Here is a 23,231-nt window from a genome sequence, read left to right as displayed (position 1 = left end):
CCTCGACTCGAGCGGTCGACAGACGATATGGCAGCGTGCATAGTCGAATCCGGGTCGTGCTGCCAGTAAACCCTTTGGATTTCTGTCATCAGATCCCGTCGGTCGGCCGTCGGGTCGGACGCTCTCCCGCCCGCCACAGCGGTCGCCGGCGGCGATCGAACATGACATACCTTTAATTATACGCCGGCAAAAGGACGCGTATGAGCCCTGTCGACGCCGCCGCCATCGAAACCGACGGACTGACGAAGCGGTACGGCGAGACGACCGCCGTCTCCGACCTGACGATGGACGTCGAGCGGGGAACCGTCTACGGCTTTCTCGGGCCGAACGGCGCGGGGAAGACGACAACGATGCGCATGCTGACGACGCTTACCAAACCGACCGCGGGAACGGCCCGCGTCGCCGGCCACTCGATCGGAGAGCGCGAGTCCGTCACCCCCCACATCGGCTACCTCCCCGAAGAACCGCCGGTCTACGACGAACTCACCGGCCGGGAGCAACTCGAATACGCCGCCGGCCTCCGCGATATGCCCGACGCGGAGGCGAGCGAGCGCATCGAATCGCTGCTCGAGCGATTCGACCTGCTGGGGGACGCGAACAAACGCATCGAGGACTATTCGAAGGGGATGCGCCAGAAGGTCGGCGTCATCCAGGCGGTGTTGCACGAACCCGACGTCGCCTTCCTCGACGAACCGACGAGCGGGCTCGACCCCCGCGCGGCACGGACCATGCGAGACACGATCGCCGATCTCGCCGATCGAGAGATGACGATCTTCCTCTCGACGCACATCCTTCCCGTCGTCGACGAACTGGCCGACGAGATCGGCGTCCTCCACGACGGGAAACTCGTCGCCGAGGGCGAACCGGAGACGCTCAAGACCCGCGCCGAGACCGGCGACGCCCGAAGTCTCGAGGACGCCTTCCTCGAGATCACGCGCGAGCACGGCGACGCGGGGCTGGCGGCGGAGCCGCCTGCCGAGTGACGCGCAACGACGAGACCGTGCGAAACGGATGTAGCGGTCCGTAGCTCCACTCTGTGCCGTTCGATTTCCCGTACGTTTTAGTGGATGGCTATCGTACGTTCGCCCGGTGGTGAGAATAGATGACGCAGAGAGACATCGCTGGAATCGATGGGATCCCTCGATTCGCCGATCGCGTCTCGACGATCGACCGGTACGATCTCCTGCTCGGCCTGGTTCCGGCCGCGTTCGGAGTCGCGTTCCTCGCCGGTCGCGTCTTCGATCTCCCTTTCGAGGCGACCCTGCTCGGCGGCGTCGCCATCGCCTCGATCGCCCTGTTCGACGGGCTGTTCTTCCGGCCGCCGAACGGGCTGCAGGACGCGTGAGTCTCGCAGTGGCGTCCGGATGGCTCGCGACCGAGCGGTCGGTGACTCTCGGGTGACTGACTCGCCGCTCCCGAACGTCCGATAGCGACGCGTACTTCGGTTCGACGAATTACGGATCGAAGACGCCGCGCTCGAGCCCCTCCCGGACGGGCTCGTGCTCGGCGTCGGTCGGCGGCGGGCTCGTGACGAGCAGGGCCTCGAGTCGGCCGTCCTCGTCGGCTCGGACGCCCCGGTCGACGTTCGCCTCGACGACGACCACGTCGTCGGGGCCGACGAGGTGTTCCGTCTCGCCCTCGCGGACGACGCCGGTACCGGATCGAACGCAGATCGTCACGTCGCTGCCGGGGGCGTGAACCGGGATGAACTGTCCCGGTTCGAAGTAGCCGAGGACGACTTTCGTCCGGTCGCTCCGGAAAACGGGCCGGGTGCTGAATCGGTGCTCGTCGTACGTCCGTGCGGTGTCGAAGTCGGTTGCTGGCATTGGGTATCTCCGCCGGGTGGCGGTCGGGGGACACGTCCGTCCGTATCCGAGACGACGCGTTCGGCCGGGGTCGGTCTTCCCCCGAACATATCGGTCCACCGACGGCCGTCGACGTGAGCCCACAGGAGGCGACCAGCCCGCTACTGGAACGGAATACTCTAAAACGATCGGGCTCTCTGGTCCGGTATGGAGTATCACGAGGCGGCGGACTTCCTTTTCGATCTGCGGCGGTTCCGCCCGAAGCCGGGCACCGAGTCGACCGCTCGGCTGCTGTCCCACCTCGAGGACCCCCACGAAACCGTCGATTTCGTTCAGATCGCCGGCTCCAACGGCAAGGGGAGCACGGCTCGAATGCTCGAGCGGACACTGCGGGAGGCCGGCCACTCCGTCGGCCTCTACACCTCGCCACACCTCGAGGACCTCCGCGAGCGGGTCCGCGTCGACGGGCGGAAGATCCCCCGGTCGGCCGTCTGCGAGTACGTCGAGGCGGTTCGAGAGTACGCCACCGAACGAGCCGCCGACGGCGAGTCGCCCACCTTCTTCGAGGCGATGACCGCGATGGCGCTGTGGCACTTCGGCCGCGAAGACGTCGATATCGCCGTCCTCGAGGTCGGCATCGGCGGCAAGTACGACGCTACCAGCGTCGTCGACCCCGTCGCGAGTGCAGTTACGAGCGTCACCTTGGAGCACACGGGAATCCTCGGCGACACCGTCGAGGAGATCGCCCGCGACAAGGCCCACGTCGCCCCCGAAAACGCACCGCTCGTGACGGGCGTCACCGGGAGCGCGCTCGAGGCGGTCCGTGACGTCGCCGGCGACGTCGTGACCGTCGGTACGGAGTCGTCGGACGACACGAGCGACGGCGACGATTTCCGACCGGATATCCGCGTCGCGTACGGCGGTCGAACGAACCACACCGAAGCCGCGGTCTCGATCGCAGCCGGCGACTGGGACCTCGAGACGCGAATCCCGCTGCTGGGCGAACACCAGGCCAAAAACGCCGGTATCGCCGCCGCCCTCGCCCGTCAGGTCGGCGACGTCTCCGACGCCGACCTCGAGCGCGGGCTGCGAAGCGCCCACTGGCCGGGCCGGTTCGAGGTGATGGACACCGGACCGCTGGTCGTTCTGGACGGTGCGCACAATCCGGGGGCCTGCGAGGGACTCGCGAAGACGCTCGAGACGTACGAGTACGACGACCTCCACGTCGTCTTCGGTGCGATGCACGACAAGGACCACCGCGCGATGGCCGCCGCGCTGCCGACGCCCGACACCGTCGTCGCGACCGAACCGATGCTCGATCGCGCCGAAGACCGGGCGGTCCTCGCGGAGGTCTTCGCCGACGCCGGTGCCCGAACGGTCGGAACCGAGACGGCGGTTCAGGACGCCCTCGCGACCGCCCTCGAGGCCGCCGGACCCGACGACTGCGTGCTCGTCACCGGCTCGCTGTTCGCCGTCGCGGAGGCCCGTTCCCGGTGGACCCGGACCGACGTTCCCAAACGCGTCCGGACCCTCGCCGACGCCCGCGACGCGCTCGAGGGGGCGAACGTCACACCGGGCGAGGTCGAGCGACTGGACGGCGACGCCGTCCACCGGGTCGTCAGGACGGCGCTGCGGGACGGACAGGCGACCGTCCTCAAGGAGGAGCTGCTCCGTCTCGGCGGGGAGTGTGCCCTCTCCGGGCTCGAGCGGGACGACGGGGCCGTCGACGCCGTTTTGATGGGGACGCTCGCTCAGTTCGAGGCGCTCGTCGAAGCGCTCGAGGAGCGCTCCCGACCGCACGGGCTGGCCGACGTCGTGCGGGAACTGCGGGACACCCTCGCGCTCGAGGCCGACGCCGATACCGGTGCCGAGGGCGGGGCACCCGACGCCGAGAAGGAGCCGCCGCAGCCGGCGAGTCGGACGGCGGGGCGGTCCCGCTCGTCCGTCGACTCGGCCGCCGACGCTGGCGAGTATCCCTGGGCCGACCGGACGGCCGTGATGGGTATCCTGAACGTCACCCCCGACAGCTTTCACGACGGCGGGGAGTACGACGCCCTCGAGGACGCCGTCGATCGGGCCGAAGCGATGATCGAGGCCGACGCGGACGTGATCGACGTCGGCGGGGAGTCCACCCGACCGGGTGCGGACCCCGTCTCGGTCGAGGAGGAACTGGACCGTGTCGTCCCCGTCGTCGAGCGGATCGCCGACCTCGACGCGCACGTCTCGGTCGACACCCGACGGGCCGCGGTCGCCGACGCGGCGCTCGAGGCCGGCGCGGACATCGTCAACGACGTCTCGGGGCTCGAAGATCCCGAGATGCGCTTCGTCGCCGCCGAGCACGACGCGGGGCTCGTGGTGATGCACAGCATCGACGCGCCGGTCGTGCCCGACCGCGACATCGAGTACGACGACGTGGTCGCGGACGTGATCGATCACCTCTCCGAACGGGTGTTGCTGGCCGAGAAAGCGGGGCTCGATCGAGAGCAGATCATCGTCGATCCCGGCATCGGCTTCGGCAAGTCCGCCGCCGAGAACTTCGAACTCCTCGACCGGATCGACGAGTTCCACGCGCTGGGCTGTCCGGTGTTGTTCGGCCACTCCCACAAGTCCATGTTCGCACGGATCGGCCGCGACCGCGACGAGCGACTCGAGGCGACCGTCGCTGCCACGGCCCTCGCAACCGATCGCGGGGCCGACATCGTTCGCGTCCACGACGTCCGCGAGAACGTCGCCGCCGTCCGGACGGCGCTGGCTACACGCGACCCGCAGCGATTCGAGTGGGAATCGTAATCGGTGCGCCGCGAGTTGTACCCGGCTATCGGCCACCAGCGACGGCCCGACCGTGTCGGTGAGGGGACGGAAATCGGTCGAACCGTCGATACAAGTTATCAGAGAGGAAACTCGAGACGAGACTATGAGTCTGGGCCAGACCGTCTGGGACGAACTGGAGGAACGCTACGGCTCCGATCTGCGCGTCGTGATCCGGTATCACCCGTCGGAGTTCGAAACGTGCATGCGGGACGATATTCGGGGGCGGTACACCGAGACGGAACTACGGGAAATCGTCGACGACGCCATCATCGAACAGTTGAGTCTCGACCGGAAGGAAAAGGCGATCAAGACCGGGGACCTCCACGGCGTCGTCCAGATTTTCGATACCGCGTGGGTTCTGTTCTGGCCCGACGGTCTCCACACCAAATCGGGATTTATCGTCTCGCTTCAGCGAACGAAGTCGTCGGTCCAGATGGACAGTATCGACGACGTCGATCGGTTCCTGAACGAGGAGATCTCCCCGTCGATATCGTGAGTCCGCCCGCGGGCCCGACAGCGCTCGTTTCTGCGGTTCCGAGTCCGACTCAGTCGTCCCCTCCCCCATCGATCTCGAGGGCGTACTCGTCCGGCCCACAGCCCAGCGATCGGTGCGGACAGTGTCGACAGTGCTCGCCGGGCGTCGTCTCCGCGAACGACGGCTCGTCGACCGTCTCGAGCGTCTCCCGGACCGCCTCCCACGGCGGGAGATCGGCGGGCTCGAGGAGATCCACGCGAGGATCGTCGTCTCCGTCGAGGTCGCCGACGTACACGTAGCCGACTGCCGCGATCGGTTCGTCGAACCGGCCCTCGCAGGCCCGGCGGTAGAGCGACAGTTGAACGGCGTCGTCGGGCGCGATCCGCTCGGCGGTGGCCTTGTAGTCGAGGATTGCGAGGTCGCCGTCGGGGAGCCGCCGCACCGAATCGACGTAGCCGACCACGTCGCCCGTCACGCCGTCGACGTCCTCGAGCGAGAAGGGGAGTTCCGCTGCCAGCGGTTCCCACTCGGCGATCGGCCGATCGAAGGCCGGTGCGCTCGCCGCGAAATAACGGTCGACGCAGGCGAGGACGGCCTCGCGGTGTGCGAGCAGGTTCCGCGCGGTGAGCTGTCTGACGGCGGCGTCGCGCCACGCCTCGCGGGTTCGGTGCTCGCGGTGGAAGGCCTCCTCCGCGACGTCGTGGAAAACGGTACCGACGAGCCGCGACGCCGAACCTTCGGTCGCTGCGGGCGTTCCGCCGTTCGCCTCGGTCGGCGAGGTGACCTCGCCGACCGCCTCCAGCGAACCCGCATCACTGCGACCGGCCGCCGCGAGCGGATCGTCGAACGCACGAACCGCGTGATCGAGGTAGTGTTTCCGGGGGCAGGTCTCGTGAGCGTCCATCGCGGAGTAGCTGTGTCGCATCGCGACCGGCAGCTCGGTCGCCGACGCGAGCGTCTCGACCGGGAAGCGGACGGTATCGGTCGTCAGCGCTGATGGCCGCCGACCGCTGGGCGCGCGGTGCTGTGGCTCCCCGGCTGATCGATTCTCGCGGAGATCGCCGTGGCTCGCCGCGTCCGCGGCCGGCAGCAGCGTGCCGTCGCGGAGCTGCCGGCCCAATCGATGGACGGTCTCGATTGCCGCTCCCGTCTCGAGCGGTTCGACGGGTCGGTCGTCGTAGTCGGCGTAGTAGGTGATCGTCCCGGGGCTCTCGCCGGCCGAAGCGGCGATCTCGTCGGTGCGATCGACCACGGTTTCGGGGTAGGTCTCCCGGACCCGCTCGAAGCTCTCGGTCAGCGACGACCAGAGGTCCATCCGCTGGCCGGTCACCGACCACTCGATATCGCTCGCCAGGCAGGCCTCGGCCGTCGAGGCGGCGAGCTCGTCCGCGTCGCCGTCGTACTCGTACTCGGAGCCGAACAGGAACAGGTGGTTCTCGGCCCGCGTGAGCGCGACGTGGAGCACCCGCCACTCCTCGCCGACCCGCTCGGCGGCGAGATCCGCGAGCAGGGGCGACTCGACGTCGGCGTCGAGCGCAGCGGCCAGCAGCCGGTATCGGGCCCGCTCGACGTAGTCGCCGTCGACGCACCACTCCTCGTCCGTGAGGTACGGGACGAGAACCGTGTCGAACTCGAGGCCCTTGGCCTGATGGACTGTCATCACGTCGACGCTGTCGGCGGATCTCGTCCCGCGGGTTCGATCGTTCCCGCCGCCGCGGAGCGTCGCCGCGAGCGCGTCGACGAAGTCGGTCGACAGCGACTGGACGACCCCGTCGGAGTCGTAGGCCTCGACGAATCGCTCGAGGCGGTCGAACGCCGCTCGCTCCTCGCTCGTACAGAACCACTCGATTCGAGTGCGCTCCCGGAACCGGCGGACGAATCCCGAGAGCGGGTAGACGTCACGGTACCGCTCGAGTTCCTCGAGATGGTTTCGTACCCGCTCGATTCGGTCGGGATCCTCGAGATCGAGCGCGTCAATATCGACGTCCATCACGGCGTCGTACAGCGACCCGTCGCGCCGTTGCAGCGTCGCGAGATCCCCTTCCGTGAGCCGGTACCGGTAGAGGAGCACGCGCCGGAGGTGGGCGTCCGCGTCCGGCTCGACGAGGACTCGGAAGTACGACAGCACCGTCTCGATGCCGGGCGAGACCTCGCCGCGGGGCGAGCCGGAGATTTCGTAGGGGATCCGCAGCTCCCGAAGCTCGTCCGCGACCGCCTGCGCGTGGCGGTTGGTCCGGACGATGACCGCGAGATCGCCCAGCGATCGCCGGGGGACGTTCGCGGCCTCGCCGTTGAGCAGCCGCGAGACCGTCGTCGCGACCTGTTCGGGCGTCGACCCCGGCACGTCGTCGCTCTCGACTTTGACGACCCGGTCCGGCGGCTCGTCCTCGTCGTAAGTGCCGGGCGTCCGGCCGTCCTCCCGGAGCGTCTTCGAGGACTGCGGCCCGTACTCGCAGGCGTTGGTCAGGTCGAGGATCTCCTGTCTCGAGCGGAAGTTGAGCTCGAGTTCGATCGCCTCGTGGTCGTCGTAGGCGTCGGCCAGCCGGTCGAGTCCCTCGCGGTCGGTGCCGCGCCAGCCGTAGATCGCCTGGTCCTTGTCGCCGATCGCGAGCAGCTCCGGCCGGTCCGGACCGTCCGTGAGTTCGGTGAGCAGCGAGAACTGGGTCGCGTCGGTGTCCTGGAACTCGTCGCAGTAGACCTGCGTCCACTGGTCGGTGATCTCGTCGGCGATCGTCTCACCGGCCGTTGGCCCGTTCGACTCGTCCGCGGAACCGCGTTCCGCGCGTTCATCGTCCAGTAAGCCGGTCGCCGTCCGAACCAACTCGTCGAAGTCCAGCGCCCGCTCGGCCTCGAGGGCGTCGTGGTACTCCGCGTAGACGTCGGCGTAGTGGCGGGCCAGCCGGAGGAACTCGACGTGGTGTTTCAGCCGACCGAAGGGCGTCTGTTCGATGCGGCTCGTGGCCGTCCCCCAGATCCGATTGCCGAACAGCGCCCGCGGCAGGTGTTTCGTCGTCGCGTCGGCCAGCGAGAGCGCCTCGATCGTGTTCGTCACGCACTGCTGGAGCACCCGGAGATAGCGATCGACGTCGCGAACGAAGTCGTCGTCGCGGAAGGCCGCCGGCGCTTCCGCGATCTTCTCTCGGCAGTACGAGACGAGTTTGCCGTAGTCGATCAGCGACTCCCGGGCCGCCTCGAGGTGCTCGTCCCGATTGAAGTAACGCAGCGCCTCGTTGTCGAAGGACAGCTCCTCGCCGGCGGTTCGCTCGAGCCAGAGGACGAACTCGTTGCACAGCTCGAGGGTCCGCACCGGCGGCAGTCCCGACTGCAACTGGTCCGGCGTGATGTTCTCCCGGCTCATGGACTGGACGAACCGGTCGACCGCGTCCGTGAGGTCGGTCGGCGAGCCGTCGTTGCGTCTCGAGGCGGCCGCGAAGCCGTAGTCGTTTTCGGCGAGCAGCCGCCCGATGAGCCGCCGTCGCGTGCGCTCGGTGACGACGTCGAACTCGGGCGAGTAGCCCAGGTAGTAGGCGTACTCGCGAACGAGTCGGTAACAAAAGGAGTGGTAGGTGTAGACGTCGATCGCCGCCGCCGCATCGGGTTCGAGCCGCTCGGAGACCGCCGCGCGGATGCTCGCGGCGGCCTCGTTCGCGAAGGTCAACACGAGCACGTCGTCGGGATCGACGTCGCCCCGTTCGATAGCGCGCTCGATCCGGACGAGCATCGTCGTCGTCTTCCCGGTGCCGGCCCCCGCGTCGACGGAGGTACAGGCCGCGCGACTGTCGATGACCGCCTCCTGGTTACCCCTGGGCTCGACGTCTGCGGCGGACGCGAGGCCGGAGAGTTCCGCAGTCTCGAGATCGTCGTCGGTCGGGCCGACTTTCGGATCGACGGTCCGTTCTTCTCCGCCGTCCTGCGGTGGTTCGTTATCCATCGAAGCGTACCTCCTCGGCGATGTACTCCTGACAGCAGACGGTGTACTCGCAATCGGGACAGGAGTTGTCCGCGATCCGGTCCCATCGATCGGACGGGTCAAACGATCCCGACAGCAGGCTCGCAGCGACCGCCGCGAGTCGATCGTCGACGGTCTCGTTTCGGTGCTCGTGGGTCATCCCGAAGGTGTGGTGGTCGACGTAGACATCGGTCAGATCGACGATCTCGAGGCTCGTTTCGACGGTGTCCCGGATCCAGTTCACCGCCGTTCCCGACCGATCGGCCAGCGGGATCTGGACGTATCGGCAGGTCCGCTCCCCGAGTTCGAGTCGATCGCGGAGGTCGCGGAGCCCGTCGAGGACGACCGCGGTCTCGAGGAGCGCGCCGACGGGATCCGGTTCGAACGTCGTCGAATCGGCGTCGAAGTGCTCGGTGAAGCGGTCCTCGACGTCACCCGCCCAGTCGGATCGGTAGCGCAGGAGACCCAGGGGTGCGAGCGTCGGGACGAACCGGACGCCGACGACCGACGAGCCGTCGCCGTAGACGTAGTCCACCGTCGCGTCGACCGTCACCGCGTCCGAGTCGGCCGTCTGCGTCGATAGGTCGATCGTACTCGAGAGCGGCAGCCCCGGCCCGATCAGTTCACCGCGGGCAGCTTCGGCGTCCAGTCGGGCGATCCCCGCGGCGTGGTCGACCCCGACGCGCTCGAGGTACGCCGACAGCGTCGCCTCGAGCACTCGGCGTTCGTGGCGACGCTGCGTCCTCGAGTGAAACGGCTCGTCGTGGTCGTTCCACAGCGTCGAGAGTCGATCGCGGGCCGCGGCCTCGAGCGCCTCCTGCTCCGTCTCGCCGCTCCGAAGTGCCTCGCAGAGAGCGCGCCGCAGGAGGGCCGCGCGGTCCTCGACGGTGCGGTCGTCGTCGCTCCCCTCGAGGCCATGCACGTGGGCGAACTCGTACCGGCGGGGACAGTGTAAGGCCGTCCGGAGGCCGTCGACCGACAGCGAGGGCGGGGCTGTCGCGGCGTCGTCGGCATTGGCCGCGGCGTTGGCGTCATCGGCGTCGTCGGCAGTAGCGTCGATCTCAGTCATTTCGGACCACCTCGCCCGCGGCGAACTCGAACTGCGAGCGGACCGCTTCGGCGAGTTCGGGGTCGACATCTCCCTCTTCGAGCACCACCGCGATCTCCTCGAACAGCGCCTCGGTCTCGCCGAGGTCGGCCTCGCCGCCGGTGCTCGCCTCCCGGAGCACCCGCTCGAGTTCGCCGCGGGGCTGGGCGAGCAGCGCCTCGAGGGCGTTCGTCTCGCCGTGGATCGCCGCGTCGGCGGCGGCGTCGACGTCCTCGAGTGCGAGTCCGGGCGTGGCGTCGATCAGTTGCAGGTAGCGCGACTCGTCGTAGCTTCGGCGCAGGCCGCCGGCCCCCCGTTCGTACGAACAGCAGTAGAGGGCGCGCTCGGCGGCGCGCGCACCGAGCGCGAGTCGCCGCCGGGACCGCTGGGCGTGGTAGGTCTCGAAGGGGTCGCCGACGTCGGCCGCGTCCGCAGAACGCTTTGCGTTCTGCTGGGCTGCGGAAGACGACCCCGTCGTCTTCCGACCGTCGACCGTCGCGAACGTCTCCTCGATCGACTCGAGCGTCGGATCCGTCACCGCGGGATAGGCCGGCATTTTCCGGAGCCACGCCGTCGGGAAGAGCTGCGTGAGGAACTGCTCGCCCGGGTACGTTTCGTCGATCAGGTCGAGCAGGAAGACCGCCTCGCGCGAGTCGTACTTCAGGTCGCCGACGGCGCAGACGGTCACGCCGCCGGTCGGCGGCCGCGTCTCGACCGCGTGGACGTAGGGCGCGTCGTACTGGATCGTTCGCCGGAGCATCCGGCGCAGGCCCTGCCAGTCCGGCCCGACGAGGTCAGTCTCCTCGACGAAGTCGGCGATCTCGAGCACTCGACGGACGCCCTCGTACTGCTCGCGGGCGTCGACCCACGCCTCCTCGCGGGCGATCCGCCCCTTGAGGTCGGTGCGGCGAATCCAGCGCTCGAGCGAGCGACGGACGCTCGAACCGCCGGTTTCCGCGAGCAGTTCGGGCGAAAACTCGGGCACCCGAGCCCGGAGGCGGTCCAGCGAGACCGCTCGCGGATCGCTCGAGTCTCGCGCCGGATCGGCGGGATCCAGCCGCTCGAGTCCGTTACCGTCGCGCTCCCGTTCGCACTGGCACGTGACGACCGCGTAGAGTTCGTTCACCGCGGGATCCTCCGCGAGCGAGGGGGTGCCGATCGTCGCGGTCGGGACGCCGGCGTCGCGGAGCCGACGTCTGGTCTCGGGAACCCGTTCGATCCGCGGAACGGCGACGGCGAACTCGTCGTACGACCAGTCGTGGCGGTCGCGCAGCGACTGGATCTCGGTCGCGACCGCCCGGAGCTGCTCGCGGGCGGTTCCGGTACGGATGCGTCGCGCTCGCCCCCTCGAGTCCGTCTCCGACGAGTGCGCGCCCGCCGGGTCCGCGTCCGTCGAGTCCGCGTTCGGCGACCCCGCCCTGTCGCCGATATCTGTCGGTCGATCCGGGGCCTCGTCCGTGGCGAGAAACCGAGCGATCGGCTGGTGTGGCGGCTCGGCGTCGGTATCCCCGTCACGGATGGCTTCGGACTCGAGCGTCTCGACAGCGAGTCCCGCGTCGGTCGCGATATCGTCGATACGGCCCGGCTCGACGCGCGTCCGTTCGACGCTGGCGTGTCGTTCGCCGACGCAGACGAGATCCGCACCGCGTGTAAGCGCCGCGAGGTACCGCCGGTCGAGTCGGCGATACTCCTCGAACTCGACGGCGAGAACGGCGCCGAACGAGCCGGTGACCCGCGTCCGGAGTCCGTCCGCGTTCGCCTCAAGTCGCTCGACGGCCTGCGGGATCACGTCGGCCCGTTCGACGTACCCCCGGTCGTCGAGTTCGGCGTGGAATCGGTCGTTCATCGCGTACAGAAAGGCGAGACAGTCGTGGGGATCGTCGAGGCCGTCGAGTCGGACGCGCTGGCGAGTCGCCTCGAGCAGCAGTTGCCCGACGTCGCGGGCGAAGCTCTCGTGGGCGGCGGCGCGCTGGAGGTAGTCGGGAACCGATCGGCTCGCGCCGTCGATCACCAGCGAGATGAGTTCGATCCGCTCCTCGTACTCGAGGCGGGACAGCGTCGGGTCGTACTCCTCGATGGTCTTCGAAGCGTGTTCGGGGAGCGAATCGACGCGGGGAGAACGGGGACCGCCGCCTGCCCCCCGAAGGTCGACATCGGCGAGCGCCTCGTTCAGGGACTCGAGCCCCGCCGGGTGCCGTTTCAGGACCAGGACGTTCCGAGGCCCGTACTCGTCGGCGAGCGTCGCGTACTCCCCAGCGATCGCCGCGAGCACGTCGGTACTGGGCGCAGGCGCGGAGAGGAGCGTGCACGATCCGTCGAGGGCGGGCGGTGCGGGGGCCATCGGTCGGTACGTCACCGAGTATGACGGAGTTCCTATTTAAATTACGGCATCGGCGCAGCGGGGACTTCGCTGCGGCGTCGCGACGCCGCCGCTCACCCGCCCGTTCGACCGAGCCGGACGCGCGATCGCTGCGGGTACCGCCGCGATTCCGATCGTCGTCCGCCGCGCCGGGTTCGCTCGAATCCGCTCCGACAATCATTATAGTGAGTACCGAGTACTGTTCCGCATGGACGATATTTTCGTCGCTCGAGTCATGTCCACGTCGGTGCGGACGGTGACCCCGGACACGCTCGTCGAGGACGCCGCCAACACGATGCTCGACAACGGAATCGGGTCGGTCGTCGTCGTCGACGACGAGAATCAACTCGAGGGGATCCTCACGACCACGGACTTCGTGCGAATCGTCGCCGAGCGCCAGCCGAAAGATCGGACGCCGGTCTCGGAGTACATGAGCACGGACGTCGTCGCGGCATCGGCCCAGGACAGTATCCGCGACGCCGCGGACGTGATGGTCGAGCACGACTTCCACCACATCCCCGTCGTCGACGAGGACGAAGGCGTCATCGGCATGGTCACGACGACGGACCTGGCGGGGTACATCTCGCGCGTGCGGTCGCCCAGTCCGGAGTGATCGGTCGCCCCGTTCCGAACGGATGGGTTCGATATCGGTGGCTCGAGGGATCGAGATCCCGAGACCGACGTGAGTCGCCGGCAGCAGGTGATCAGCGCTCACCAGTGGCCGTCTCGTCGGCCGTCTCGAGGTCGGCGTCGGACGAACTGTCGTCTTCGGCGATCCAGCGGACGATCTCGTCGAGGCGGTCCCGGAGCGTCCGGGCTTCCGTCGGCGTCAGTTCGACGTCCGCGTGCCCCGTCCCGTGGTCGCCCGCCATCGCGTCGATACTGAGAACGACGCGGTTCCCGTCCGTCGATTCGGGCCGTACCGACACGTCGGCTCGGTCCGGATAGTCCCGCGGCGGGCCGATCTCGAGATCGGTCTCCCCGCGCGTAACGCCCACTCGAACGCGCTCGGACTGCTCGAGGTCGAACGAATCCGTCCGAGCCTCTTCGGTCGCCGTCGGCTCCTCGCGAGGTGTGGTTTCCTCTGGCATACGTGACGGTTGTCCGGCGGTCACCTTGGTTGTACTCCCGGCCAGTTTTATCGGGGCACGGTATCAGACGGACGACTCTCCGTCAGTTCCGGCGCACCCGCGACCCGCCAGACGGGTGCGCCGATACACCGGTACAGTAGGCCGTCTCAGTCGACGACGAACGTCTCGTCGTCGATGTACGAGCCGCCGACCCAGCACTCGCGGGCGAACCACGCGAAGTAACCGACCACGCCGACCGTGAGAACTGCCTCGAGCGGGCCGAGGCCGGTGATGCTCTCGCCCGCGAGGAGGCCCGCGACGCTGACCGCGGCCCACCCGATCGCCAGCAGCGCGATGGCGATCGCGGCGACGCGGGGCCAGCCGAGGGCGATCGATCCGATCGACACCCGTTCCCGGCGTCCGGCGACGACCATCGCGCTCCCGACGACGCCGAGCCACGAGACGAGCAAGAGCAGCGAGGGGGTCGTCGGTACGCCCAACACGGCGACGAAACTGGCGGCCAAGAGGAGCGTCGCAGCGCCGCCGCCGGTGAGCCCGCGGCGGATAATCGCCTTTCGCCTGTTCATACGGCGATAGTCGCTTGCTCCCGCCGTTAACGGTTCGGATCGCGGACGGTACCGGCCGACGGATTTCGCCGTCGCCGCGAGACGCGATTCGGCCCGCCGATCAGTCGTCGTCCATCGGCGCGCTCACGGGCTCGACGCGTTCGCCGCGCGGGCCGTCGAGGTCCACTTTCGGCAGCAGGTCCCGCAGGTAGCGACCGGTGTGGGAGTCCTCGACGCGAGCCACGTCCTCCGGCGTGCCGGTCGCGACGATTTCGCCGCCGTTCTCGCCGCCCTCGGGGCCGAGATCGATGACGTGGTCCGCGTTCTTCACGAGGTCGAGCTCGTGCTCGATGACGGCGATGGTGTTGCCGTTGTCGGTCAGCCGGTGGAGCACGTCGATGAGTTTGCGCTCGTCCGCCGAGTGGAGGCCGGTCGTCGGCTCGTCCAGCAGGTACAGGGTTTCGCCAGAGTCCTTCTTCCCTAACTCTTCGGCGAGTTTGACCCGCTGGGCCTCGCCGCCCGAGAGGGTGGTGGAGGGCTGGCCGAGCGTCATGTAGCCGAGGCCCACGTCCTGCAGCAGTTCGAGCCGCCGGCGGATCTGGGAGTTGGACTCGAAGAAGTCGGCGGCCTCCTCGACTTCCATCTCGAGGACGTCGGCGATGGTCTTGCCCTTGTAGGTGACGTCCAGCGTGGCGTCGTTGTAGCGCGCGCCGTCGCACTCCTCGCAGGGGACGTAGACGTCGCTCAGGAAGTTCATCTCGATTTTCACCGTCCCTTGTCCGCCACACTCCTCGCAGCGGCCGCCCTTGACGTTGAAGGAGAAGCGCCCCTTCTCGTAGCCCCGCTGTTTCGAGAGCGACGTCGAGGCGAACAGCTCTCGGACGTAGTCGAAGACGCCGGTGTACGTCGCGGGATTGGAACGGGGCGTGCGGCCGATCGGCGACTGGTCGATCAGGCGCACGGTTTCGATCTCCTCGAGCCCCTCGAGGGCGTCGTGCTCCCCGGGAATCACGCTCGTGTTGTCGTTCATCCGGCGAGCGAGCCCCTTGTAGAACACGTCGTGCATCAGTGTGGACTTCCCGGAGCCCGAAACGCCCGTAATGGCGGTAAAGCAACCGATCGGGATGTCCACGTCGAGATCCTTGAGATTGTGCTGGCGCGCGCCGCGGATAGTCAGTGCGCCGTCAGGACCCCGACGCTCGTCCGGGACCGGGATCTGCTCGCGGCCGGAGAGGTAGTCGCCGGTCACGGAGCCGTCGGTGGCTTTGACTTCCTCGACGGAACCGTTAGCGACGACCTCGCCGCCGCGCTTGCCGGGGCCGGGCCCCATGTCGATGACGGCGTCCGCCCGTCGCATCGTCTCCTCGTCGTGTTCGACCACGAGCAGGGTGTTGCCGAGGTCGCGCAGTTCCTCCAGGGTGTCCAGCAGCCGGTCGTTGTCCCGCTGGTGGAGCCCGATCGAGGGCTCGTCGAGCACGTAGAGAACGCCGACGAGGCCGGAACCGATCTGCGTGGCCAGCCGGATGCGCTGGCTCTCACCGCCGGAGAGCGTCGAGGCCTCGCGGTCGAGCGTGATGTAGTCGAGGCCGACCTCGCACATGAATCCGAGCCGCGCCCGGATCTCCTTCAAGATCTCCTCGGCGATCACCTTCTCGCGCTCGGTGAGGTCGGCTTCCATCGACTCGAAGTGCTCGCGGGCGTCGCCGATGCTCATCGCGTTGATCTCGGTGATCGAACCGTCGTCGACCAGCACGGCGCGGCTCGCGGGCTTCAGCCGGGTGCCGTCGCAGGCCGGACACGCCGTGGCCGACATGTAGTCCTCGATGTGCTCTCGCGTCGAATCGGAGTCGGTCTCGAGGTACCGGCGCTCGAGGTTGGGGATGACGCCCTCGAAGCGCTTTTTCTTCCGACGAGTGCCGTTCTTGGTGCGCCGTTTGAACAGGACCTCGCCGTCCGTCCCGTAGAGGAACGCCTGCTGGATATCCGCCTCGAGATCCTCGAAGGGCGTCGACAGCGAGACGTCGAAGTGCTCCGCGACGGCGTCGAGGCGGGTCTGGTAGTACGACCGGTTGTAGCTCCAGGGCTCGAAAACGTGCTTGAGCGGCTTGGATTCGTCCTGCAAGACGAGGTCCTCGTCGATCTCCTTGGTTTCGCCCAAGCCCTCGCACTCGGGGCAGGCGCCGTGGGGCGAGTTGAACGAGAACGAACGGGTCTCGATCTCGGGGATGTCGATCCCGCAGTGCGTGCAGGCGAGGTCCTTCGAGAACTCGACGACGAAGCGGTCGTTCTCCTCGGTCTCCTCGCCGAGCGCACCGGTCCGACGGGCTTCCTCGCCGAGATCGGCGGCGACTTCCGCGGACGCGTCCGGCAGGATCACTTTCAGGACCCCCTCGGCCTCGTCGAGCGCCGTCTCGACGCTGTCGATGATCCGCGGGCGATCCTCGGCGCTGACCTTCACGCGGTCGACGATCACGTCGACGGTGTGATCGAAGTTCTCGTCCAGATCGGGGTCGTCCGTCGTCAGGTCGTACTCCTCGCCGTCGATCTCGACGCGGGCGTACCCCTCCGAGACGAGTTCCTCGAAGAGGTCCTCGAACGCGCCCTTCTGGTCGCGAACGACCGGCGCCGCGAGTTTGAGCCTGGTCCCCTCGGGGAGCTCGAGGATGCGCTCGACCATGTTCTGGGCCGACTGCTCGCCGACTTCGCGACCGCAGTCGGGACAGTGGGGCGTGCCGACGCGGGCGTAGAGCAGTCGCAGGTAGTCGTGTAGCTCCGTGACCGTCCCGACGGTCGAGCGGGGGTTGTTCGCGGCGTTTTTCTGGTCGATCGAGATGGCGGGCGAGAGCCCCTCGACGGTCTCGACTTGGGGCTTGTCCATCTGGCCGAGGAAATTTCGAGCGTAGGCCGACAGGCTCTCGATGTATCGGCGCTGCCCTTCGGCGTAAACCGTCTGGAACGCGAGCGAGGACTTCCCCGAGCCCGAGAGGCCGGTGACGACGGTAAAGGCCTCGCGCGGGATCGTGACGTCGATGTCCTTGAGGTTGTGTTCCTCCGCACCGCGTACTTCGATGGTGTCCTTGCTCATCGTTCGATCGCAAAGCGGGACTGTCCGTCCTGTCGATACGGTTCCAGATTCATTGTACCTGAGTCAGTAGCCGGAGGGCCTTAACGAGTCTGAAAGTCCGCTGCCAAGCTATGCGTTCACATTCGACACACGCGACGGAGACGGCGGCGAAATCGCCCCGAAACGACCGCCGTTCCGCGTTGAGACGCCCCGACCCGCGCCGCTCGAGACGAGAAACGCCGTCAATCGCTCCGTCGATCCGACGGCGTTTCGTCGGGAGGATCGGTGGCCGTCCCGTCCCGCTGTTCGATCCGCGACGCGTTCGTCCACTCCAGTTCCGTCTCCCTGATGACGTCGACGATGCTCTTTATCATCACGAGGTCGTTGAACTGTTTGAAACCGAGGACGAACAGCGGCGCGTAGCCGAGATACCAGTAGCTCTCCCCCTCGATGCCGAGCGCGAGCGCGTTCAGGAGAACGACGAGCGCGGTGTACGCCGCGAACAGTAGTAGGATCTCCGTGACGGCATTCGTCAGGACGACGGCGGCGATGACGCCCAGAATCACCCAGCCCGCGATCGGCGCGAAGAGCATCAACACGAGGGCGAGCGGGATGTGGATCCGGCAGACGTAGTGATTCTCCGGCGGAACGGTACCGAAGAGGTGCTTCTTCAGGGTCATGACGTTTCCGCGGTACCACCGGAGGCGTTGCCGGTACAGGTCCCGCCACGTGTCCGGCGCTTCGGTGTAGACGACCGCGTCGCTGAACCGGACCGTATACCCGCGGTTGAGTATCTTCATCGTCGTATCGAAGTCCTCCGTCAGCGTGTGCGGATCGAACGCGTGTACTTCGTCGAGGGCGGACCGTCGGTACGCTCCCAGACAGCCGGGAACGATCGAGACGGCGGCGAGCTGGTCGTATACCCGTCGAAACAGGTTGATACTGACGACGTATTCGATCGACTGGCACTTCGTCACGAACGAATCCCGGTTGAATATTTTGACGTTGCTGGCGACCGCGCCGACCTCGGGATCCGCCGCGAGCGGGGCGACGAGATCGCGGAGGGCGTCCGTTTCGACGATGCTGTCCGCATCGACCGTGACGATGATCTCGGTCTCCGTAAACAGGAGGCCGTAGTTGAGCGCGGAGTACTTCCCGCCGTTTTCCTTCGAGACGACCGTAACGGTATCCGACTCGTAGCGCCGGGCCTCTTCGTAGGTGTCGTCGGTACTGCCGTCATCGACGACGACGATCTCTTTCTTTCCGGCCGGATATTCCGCCTCGAGCAGGCTCGTGATGGTCCGGCCGACGTATCCTTCCTCGTTGTACGCCGGGACGAGGACGGTGACCGCCGGAAACTCGGAGACGTCGTCGAATTCGCCCCGCGATGTTATCGCCTGATAGAGCGCGGTAAACGGGATCACCCAGTAGCCGAAGACGACGACGAGCGCGCCCAGGTGAACGAATCCGACGACGGTGAGCGGGATCCACCCGAGGAGTACTACGCCGACGGTACAACACGCGAGGACGACAGCGAGAGTCGCCGGTGAGAAGTGCCGTCGGTACGCGGGTCGATGCGCCACGACGTAGTAGGTCCAGCCGAGATACGCCGCGAGCACGGCCGCGTAGATCCCGATCGTCACGCGAATCTCGGGGGCCAGGTTCCACGCGATCACTCCGTAGGGGATACTCGTCGCGAAACAGACGAGACCCAGACCGAGATCGCGCCACGAGAGGGTCCTACTCATCGTGAGTCGGCTGCGAGTGACACTGCCGCCCGCGATCCGGTTCGGTCTCTGGACCGCGACAGTCCGGTTCCGTTTCGGTTTCATCCGGCTGTTCTTTGACTCGCCACCCGGTCTCGGTCCGCTCGAGGAGTCCGTACCTTTGCTTGTGAGCGAACTCCCCCACGGTCATGAACGCGACGTCGTCCCTGGATTTCATGTGTTCGATGAGACCGCGAAGCGTCTCCAGTTCGGCGTCGGCGGTGAACTCCTGGTAGTGCAGCATCTGTACGTACAGGTCCCCGTTCCGGTAGGCGTCGTCGAACTGCCCCTCGAGGGCGGACTGGGAGTAGAACTCGTTCGTCGTCCAGTTCCGGACGAACGAGTTGGTGTTCGGGACGTGGACCGTCCCGTTCGCGGTGAACGGATCGGTCTCGTTGTAATACTCCGCCGTGAACCAGCCGCCACCGGAGACGGCGGTGTACCCCTCGTCAGCGAGCGCACGGGCGGTCGCGTTGTCGTAGGTGTTAAACGGCGGAACGAACGTCGTCGGCGTCGTATCGACGCAGTCCCGAATCGCAGCCGTTCCCTCTCTGATCAGCGCCGTCTGTCGGTCCGGTGGAAGCCCGCCGAACTCGCTGCCGCCGTTAAATTCCGTCCGTCGTTCGTGCGTGTATCCGTGCAGCGCGTATTCGAACGTCTCCGGATGCGTCCGCTGCTGTTGCCGGAGATACCGACAGAGCTCCCCGTCCAGTTCGCCGTCCGATCCGGCCGGAATAACGCCCTGCGTCACGGGAACGCCTTCGTCGATGAATACCCGATCGACGTCGCGCATGACGTCGGCCCGGTAGTTCGGTTGAATATCGTCGTTTCGAAAGATGACGATCGACCGGTACGAAGACCAAGTCAACTCCACAGGAGCGGCCGGGTCGGACGCGTTTATCGACTCGAGTGAGTCGGGCCCAGTTACCGTTCCGACTGGTGCGGGATCCTCCTCGGTTGCGACCTGATCGGGTTGAAACACCGATGGACCGACCGTGGCGATGGCCGCCGCGGAGAAGAACGCGACGAGGACGAGAACGAGCCCGACGCGCCGTCCCCATCGGTGCCGGGACGACGACGTCGCCGTGAGTCGCGAGCGAACGCTCTCGAGGACGGCGGTGGCTTCCTGCTGTCGATCATCGTCGACGGGAGACGCGCCACGTCGGGACTCTCCGAAATTGCAACCGCAGTCGTCGCACGTATACAGCGTGCTGCCGGCGACGTCTTCGACATCGTCGTCGCACGCCACCCCGCAGTCCGGACAGGTGATGTCCTCGCCCGTGTGGAAGTCGGCCCGCGGCTTGATCGCCCCACACGACTTGTGTTCCATGACCCGAAGCCGCAGTACCGCCGACGACCCACAGCGTGGACACGTCTGACGCGGCTCTTCCCCTTTCCCCTTACCCATAGTCAGATCAACCAGAAAGGCTACCCTTGTAATATCCTGGATACTCCGTCAAAAAGCGGAGTTGGACGGCTGTCACAGGACCCTCGTCTCATTCAGGTGGTTGAAATATTATATTTACGTACATAGAATGTTTCTGATAGTGATTGCCGTTGGAAGGCGAGATAGGAGCCGCATACACGACAAACGCCGCCCGAACCCGATCGGCCAACGTGCCTATCGAATCTCGCGCCGACAGAACGAAACATGCCCAAATTCCGGCCGTAACCGCCGTTATCAGCAGTTAGGGATCCGTTTCCGAGAGGTCGTCTCCCGAGGAACGACACGCTGTGAGATCGAGCCACCGAAGTGGGTTCGCACCGACCGATCGGTCGATCCGTTCGACGACGGGCCGGGCGGCCTCGACGGCCGACGCTGTCCCAAAGTATCTTCGGCCGGAGTCCCCAAGGGGACCTATGAGCGACGACGCCGCGGACGCGCTCGCGGTCGGCGAGTTCGTCGAGTACTGTCGGACCCAGGCCGGCCTGCTCTCGGGACGCGTCGAGACGATGGGCGAAGAGGCCGACGAACTGCTCGACGAGATCGACCGCGAAATGGCCGAAATCCGATCCCGGCTCGAGACCCTCCCGGACGAAGTACCCGCGACCGAAACGCCGTCGACCGCGGACGTCCCGGCCACGAGCGAGGTCGACGTCGCGGCGATCGAGGAGTTACAGGAAGAACTCGAGGAGAAGCAACTCCTCGTCGAGGCCAAACAGGCCCGAATGCAGGCGTTCCAGGAGTTGGCCGCCGGCTACACCGAGTTGGCCGAGGAGCTCCCGTCGACGGCGGACGACGGACGGGACGCGCTGACCAGCGTCGTCGAGTTCGAGGCCGACGCCGACGCCCCAGCGTACTTCGACGAGCGGGAAACGATGGTCGAAGCCGCCGCCTCGTCGGCCGACGCAGATTCGGAGTGAGCCGTCCGCGATCAGTACTCGGCTTCGAGCGCCTCGAGCAGCGCGTCCACGTCGGCTCGGCTGTTGAACGCGTGGATTGACGCGCGAATCGCGTCCGGTTTCGGGAGGGACCTGACGACGAGTTCTCGCTCGGCGAGTCGCTCGACGGTCCGCTCGGGGTCGTCGACGGCGATCGTCACCAGTCCGGACTCGTAGGAGCGGGGACTCAGCAGTCGGTCGTTCGGAACGCCCGCTTTGAGTCGACCGGTGAGGCGTTCGATTCGCCGCTGGATCGTCTCGAGTCCGATATCCTGCAAGATCGTGATCGCCTCCGTCAGTCCAGCGTACGGTGCGGGGCTCGCAGTGCCGACCTCGAAGCGCCGCGCCCCCGCCGCGTACTGATACTCACCGGCGTTCTCGTCGTCGACGCTCCGGTAGCCGATCGCCGCGGGGACGCAGTCCCGTTCGACGCCGTCGCGGACGAAGAGAAAGCCGGCACCGAAGGGGGCGAGCAGCCACTTGTGGCCCGCCCCGACGACGAAGTCTGCACCCCACTTGCGGACGTCGACCGGACCCTGCCCGGGCGACTGAACGGCGTCGACCAGCACCAGCGCGCCGGCGTCGTGAGCGGTTTCGACGATCGCTTCGATCGGGAGCCGCGTCCCGTGAGTCCAGGTGAGCGAACTCACGCAGAACAGCGTCGCGTCGTCGGCCGCTGCCCTCACCGCCTCGAGGCCGCCGTCGAGCCGTCCGCCCTCCGTCTCGAGCACGCGAACCTCGACGCCGTACTCGCGTTCGAGGCGCTGCCAGGGCAGGATCCCCGCGGAGTGCTCGAGATCGGTTCGAACGACGACGTCGTCCTCGTTCCAGTTCAACGCGCCCGCGACGCGGTTGATCCCGTCGGTCGTGCTCTGCGTGAGCGCGATCTCGCTCGGTTCGGCACCGAGCAGGTCGGCGACGGCCGCTCGCGCCTCGTCGTAGACCGCGAACGCCGCGGGATACATCCCCTCCGCTGTCGGGGCCTCGTACTCGTGGTGCTCGAGCGCCGATTGGGCCGCCTCGACGACTCGACGGGGGCTCGGCCCGCCGGCACCCCAGTTACAGTAGACGCCCGACTCGAGGGCCGGCATCGTCTCGCGCAGATCGGTCGGTTCCATAGGTCGACTGTGGATCGGCGTCGGGTTCGTTCTGACGGTCGCACTCGAGTCGCGGACAGCGATCCGGCGTCGAACGAGGACCGAGCGGTCGGAACCCGCTTTTACAGCACCGCTCGGTGAGAGGGGTACTTAACTGCCCACGATATGCGGGGTTTCCGCGCTCAGATTACTATTCGTCGGGAACCGTCGTGATGGTTGATCATATGTCCACCACTATCTGTAGATAGGACGATGACCACAACTCAACTCAACCGACGGCAGATGGTACAGGCAATCGGAGCGACCGGCGCGCTGGCAGTGGCCGGCTGTCTCGGTGGCGACACGGAGGGTGACGGTGCGGAAACCGACGAGCCTGCGGACGAGGGCGGACTGGAGGCGGCGAAAGCGGTCGACGTCGACCGGATCGCGCGAGATCCGACGGACGTTCCGCCACCGGTCGACTGGAGCGAGCCCCGCACGCACGACGTGACGCTCGAGACCGAGCGGGTGACCGCGGAGATCGAACCGGGCGTCACGTTCGACTACATGACGTTCGGGGGGCAGGTGCCGGGGCCGATGATCCGGGTCCGCCAGGGCGACACAGTCAACCTCACCTTCGACGTCCCGGATGATATGAACATGGTGATGCACAACGTCGACTTCCACGCGGTCTACGGCCCCGGCGGCGGTGCCGACGCGACCAGCATCGGCCCCGGCGACGATCCGACCCAGATCGAGTTCCGCGCGGAGTACCCCGGCGTGTTCATCTACCACTGTGCGGTCCCCGCGATGGACTACCA

At 67.2% G+C, this 23,231-nt stretch carries 17 protein-coding genes; 7 read left to right on the top strand and 10 right to left on the bottom strand.

Annotated elements, in window-relative coordinates:
* The first annotated feature begins 200 nt into the window (after positions 1–200).
* Both AC0QDI_RS22490 and AC0QDI_RS22485 read left to right on the top strand, forming a co-directional pair.
* Positions 201–983, top strand: a complete 783-nt coding sequence (locus AC0QDI_RS22490) for an ABC transporter ATP-binding protein (RefSeq protein ID WP_474672030.1) — start codon at positions 201–203, stop codon at positions 981–983.
* Positions 984–1,102: 119 nt separating this feature from the next.
* Positions 1,103–1,345: a DUF8015 family protein gene (locus AC0QDI_RS22485; RefSeq protein ID WP_474672028.1), complete on the top strand. Its 243-nt coding sequence runs from the start codon at positions 1,103–1,105 to the stop codon at positions 1,343–1,345.
* Between the two features lie 109 nt (positions 1,346–1,454).
* Here the strand turns inward: AC0QDI_RS22485 and AC0QDI_RS22480 are convergent, their stop codons facing one another.
* A complete protein-coding gene (locus AC0QDI_RS22480; RefSeq protein WP_474672026.1) occupies positions 1,455–1,826 on the bottom strand; it encodes a cupin domain-containing protein in 372 nt (123 codons plus the stop codon).
* A gap of 186 nt (positions 1,827–2,012) precedes the next feature.
* Between AC0QDI_RS22480 and folP the strand changes: the two genes are divergently transcribed.
* Together folP and AC0QDI_RS22470 are read left to right on the top strand one after the other, a co-directional pair.
* Complete coding sequence (gene folP / locus AC0QDI_RS22475) at positions 2,013–4,595, top strand: dihydropteroate synthase (RefSeq protein WP_474672024.1); 2,583 nt, start codon at positions 2,013–2,015, stop codon at positions 4,593–4,595.
* Positions 4,596–4,719: 124 nt separating this feature from the next.
* Positions 4,720–5,112 carry a DUF7522 family protein gene (locus AC0QDI_RS22470; RefSeq protein ID WP_474672022.1) on the top strand — a complete coding sequence of 131 codons (393 nt, stop codon included), beginning with the start codon at positions 4,720–4,722 and terminating at the stop codon, positions 5,110–5,112.
* Between the two features lie 49 nt (positions 5,113–5,161).
* On the opposite strand, the gene AC0QDI_RS22465 is transcribed toward AC0QDI_RS22470, so the two are convergent.
* The 3 genes from AC0QDI_RS22465 to AC0QDI_RS22455 are packed head-to-tail and all read right to left on the bottom strand — an operon-like array spanning position 5,162 to position 12,468.
* Entirely contained in the window at positions 5,162–9,022 is a 3,861-nt protein-coding gene (locus AC0QDI_RS22465; RefSeq protein WP_474672020.1) for a UvrD-helicase domain-containing protein, read from the bottom strand.
* Entirely contained in the window at positions 9,015–10,109 is a 1,095-nt protein-coding gene (locus AC0QDI_RS22460; protein ID WP_474672018.1) for a PD-(D/E)XK nuclease family protein, read from the bottom strand. The genes AC0QDI_RS22465 and AC0QDI_RS22460 overlap by 8 nt, the downstream gene beginning before the upstream one ends.
* Positions 10,102–12,468, bottom strand: coding sequence for a hypothetical protein (locus tag AC0QDI_RS22455; protein ID WP_474672231.1), 2,367 nt, complete (start codon positions 12,466–12,468; stop codon positions 10,102–10,104). The genes AC0QDI_RS22460 and AC0QDI_RS22455 overlap by 8 nt, the downstream gene beginning before the upstream one ends.
* Positions 12,469–12,694: 226 nt before the next feature.
* On the opposite strand from AC0QDI_RS22455, the gene AC0QDI_RS22450 reads away from it, so the two are divergent.
* Positions 12,695–13,099 carry a CBS domain-containing protein gene (locus AC0QDI_RS22450; RefSeq protein ID WP_474672016.1) on the top strand — a complete coding sequence of 135 codons (405 nt, stop codon included), beginning with the start codon at positions 12,695–12,697 and terminating at the stop codon, positions 13,097–13,099.
* 91 nt (positions 13,100–13,190) lie between these two features.
* Here AC0QDI_RS22450 and AC0QDI_RS22445 read toward each other — a convergent pair whose 3' ends face one another.
* From AC0QDI_RS22445 to AC0QDI_RS22425, 5 genes are all read right to left on the bottom strand, one after another.
* On the bottom strand, positions 13,191–13,577 hold the full coding sequence (locus AC0QDI_RS22445) for a hypothetical protein (RefSeq protein WP_474672014.1): 387 nt from the start codon (positions 13,575–13,577) through the stop codon (positions 13,191–13,193).
* A gap of 146 nt (positions 13,578–13,723) precedes the next feature.
* Positions 13,724–14,143: a DUF7994 family protein gene (locus AC0QDI_RS22440; RefSeq protein ID WP_474672012.1), complete on the bottom strand. Its 420-nt coding sequence runs from the start codon at positions 14,141–14,143 to the stop codon at positions 13,724–13,726.
* Between the two features lie 100 nt (positions 14,144–14,243).
* Positions 14,244–17,207 carry an excinuclease ABC subunit UvrA gene (gene uvrA, locus AC0QDI_RS22435; RefSeq protein WP_474672010.1) on the bottom strand — a complete coding sequence of 988 codons (2,964 nt, stop codon included), beginning with the start codon at positions 17,205–17,207 and terminating at the stop codon, positions 14,244–14,246.
* Positions 17,208–17,428: 221 nt separating this feature from the next.
* Complete coding sequence (locus AC0QDI_RS22430; protein WP_474672008.1) at positions 17,429–18,934, bottom strand: glycosyltransferase family 2 protein; 1,506 nt, start codon at positions 18,932–18,934, stop codon at positions 17,429–17,431.
* A complete protein-coding gene (locus tag AC0QDI_RS22425) occupies positions 18,927–20,282 on the bottom strand; it encodes a DUF2334 domain-containing protein (RefSeq protein ID WP_474672007.1) in 1,356 nt (451 codons plus the stop codon). The genes AC0QDI_RS22430 and AC0QDI_RS22425 overlap by 8 nt, the downstream gene beginning before the upstream one ends.
* A 530-nt stretch (positions 20,283–20,812) precedes the next feature.
* Between AC0QDI_RS22425 and AC0QDI_RS22420 the strand changes: the two genes are divergently transcribed.
* Complete coding sequence (locus tag AC0QDI_RS22420) at positions 20,813–21,316, top strand: hypothetical protein (protein WP_474672005.1); 504 nt, start codon at positions 20,813–20,815, stop codon at positions 21,314–21,316.
* 11 nt (positions 21,317–21,327) lie between these two features.
* Here AC0QDI_RS22420 and AC0QDI_RS22415 read toward each other — a convergent pair whose 3' ends face one another.
* Positions 21,328–22,452 (bottom strand): aminotransferase class V-fold PLP-dependent enzyme, encoded by a 1,125-nt coding sequence (locus AC0QDI_RS22415; protein ID WP_474672003.1) that lies wholly within the window; start codon positions 22,450–22,452, stop codon positions 21,328–21,330.
* Positions 22,453–22,683: 231 nt separating this feature from the next.
* Here AC0QDI_RS22415 and AC0QDI_RS22410 point away from each other — a divergent pair.
* On the top strand, positions 22,684–23,231 hold a 548-nt coding region (locus AC0QDI_RS22410), incomplete at its 3' end, for a multicopper oxidase domain-containing protein (protein WP_474672001.1).

Source organism: Natrinema sp. LJW11 (assembly GCF_056135975.1).
The sequence above is the reverse complement of the archived record's forward strand: the minus strand, read 5'-3'. Positions and strand labels throughout refer to the sequence as shown.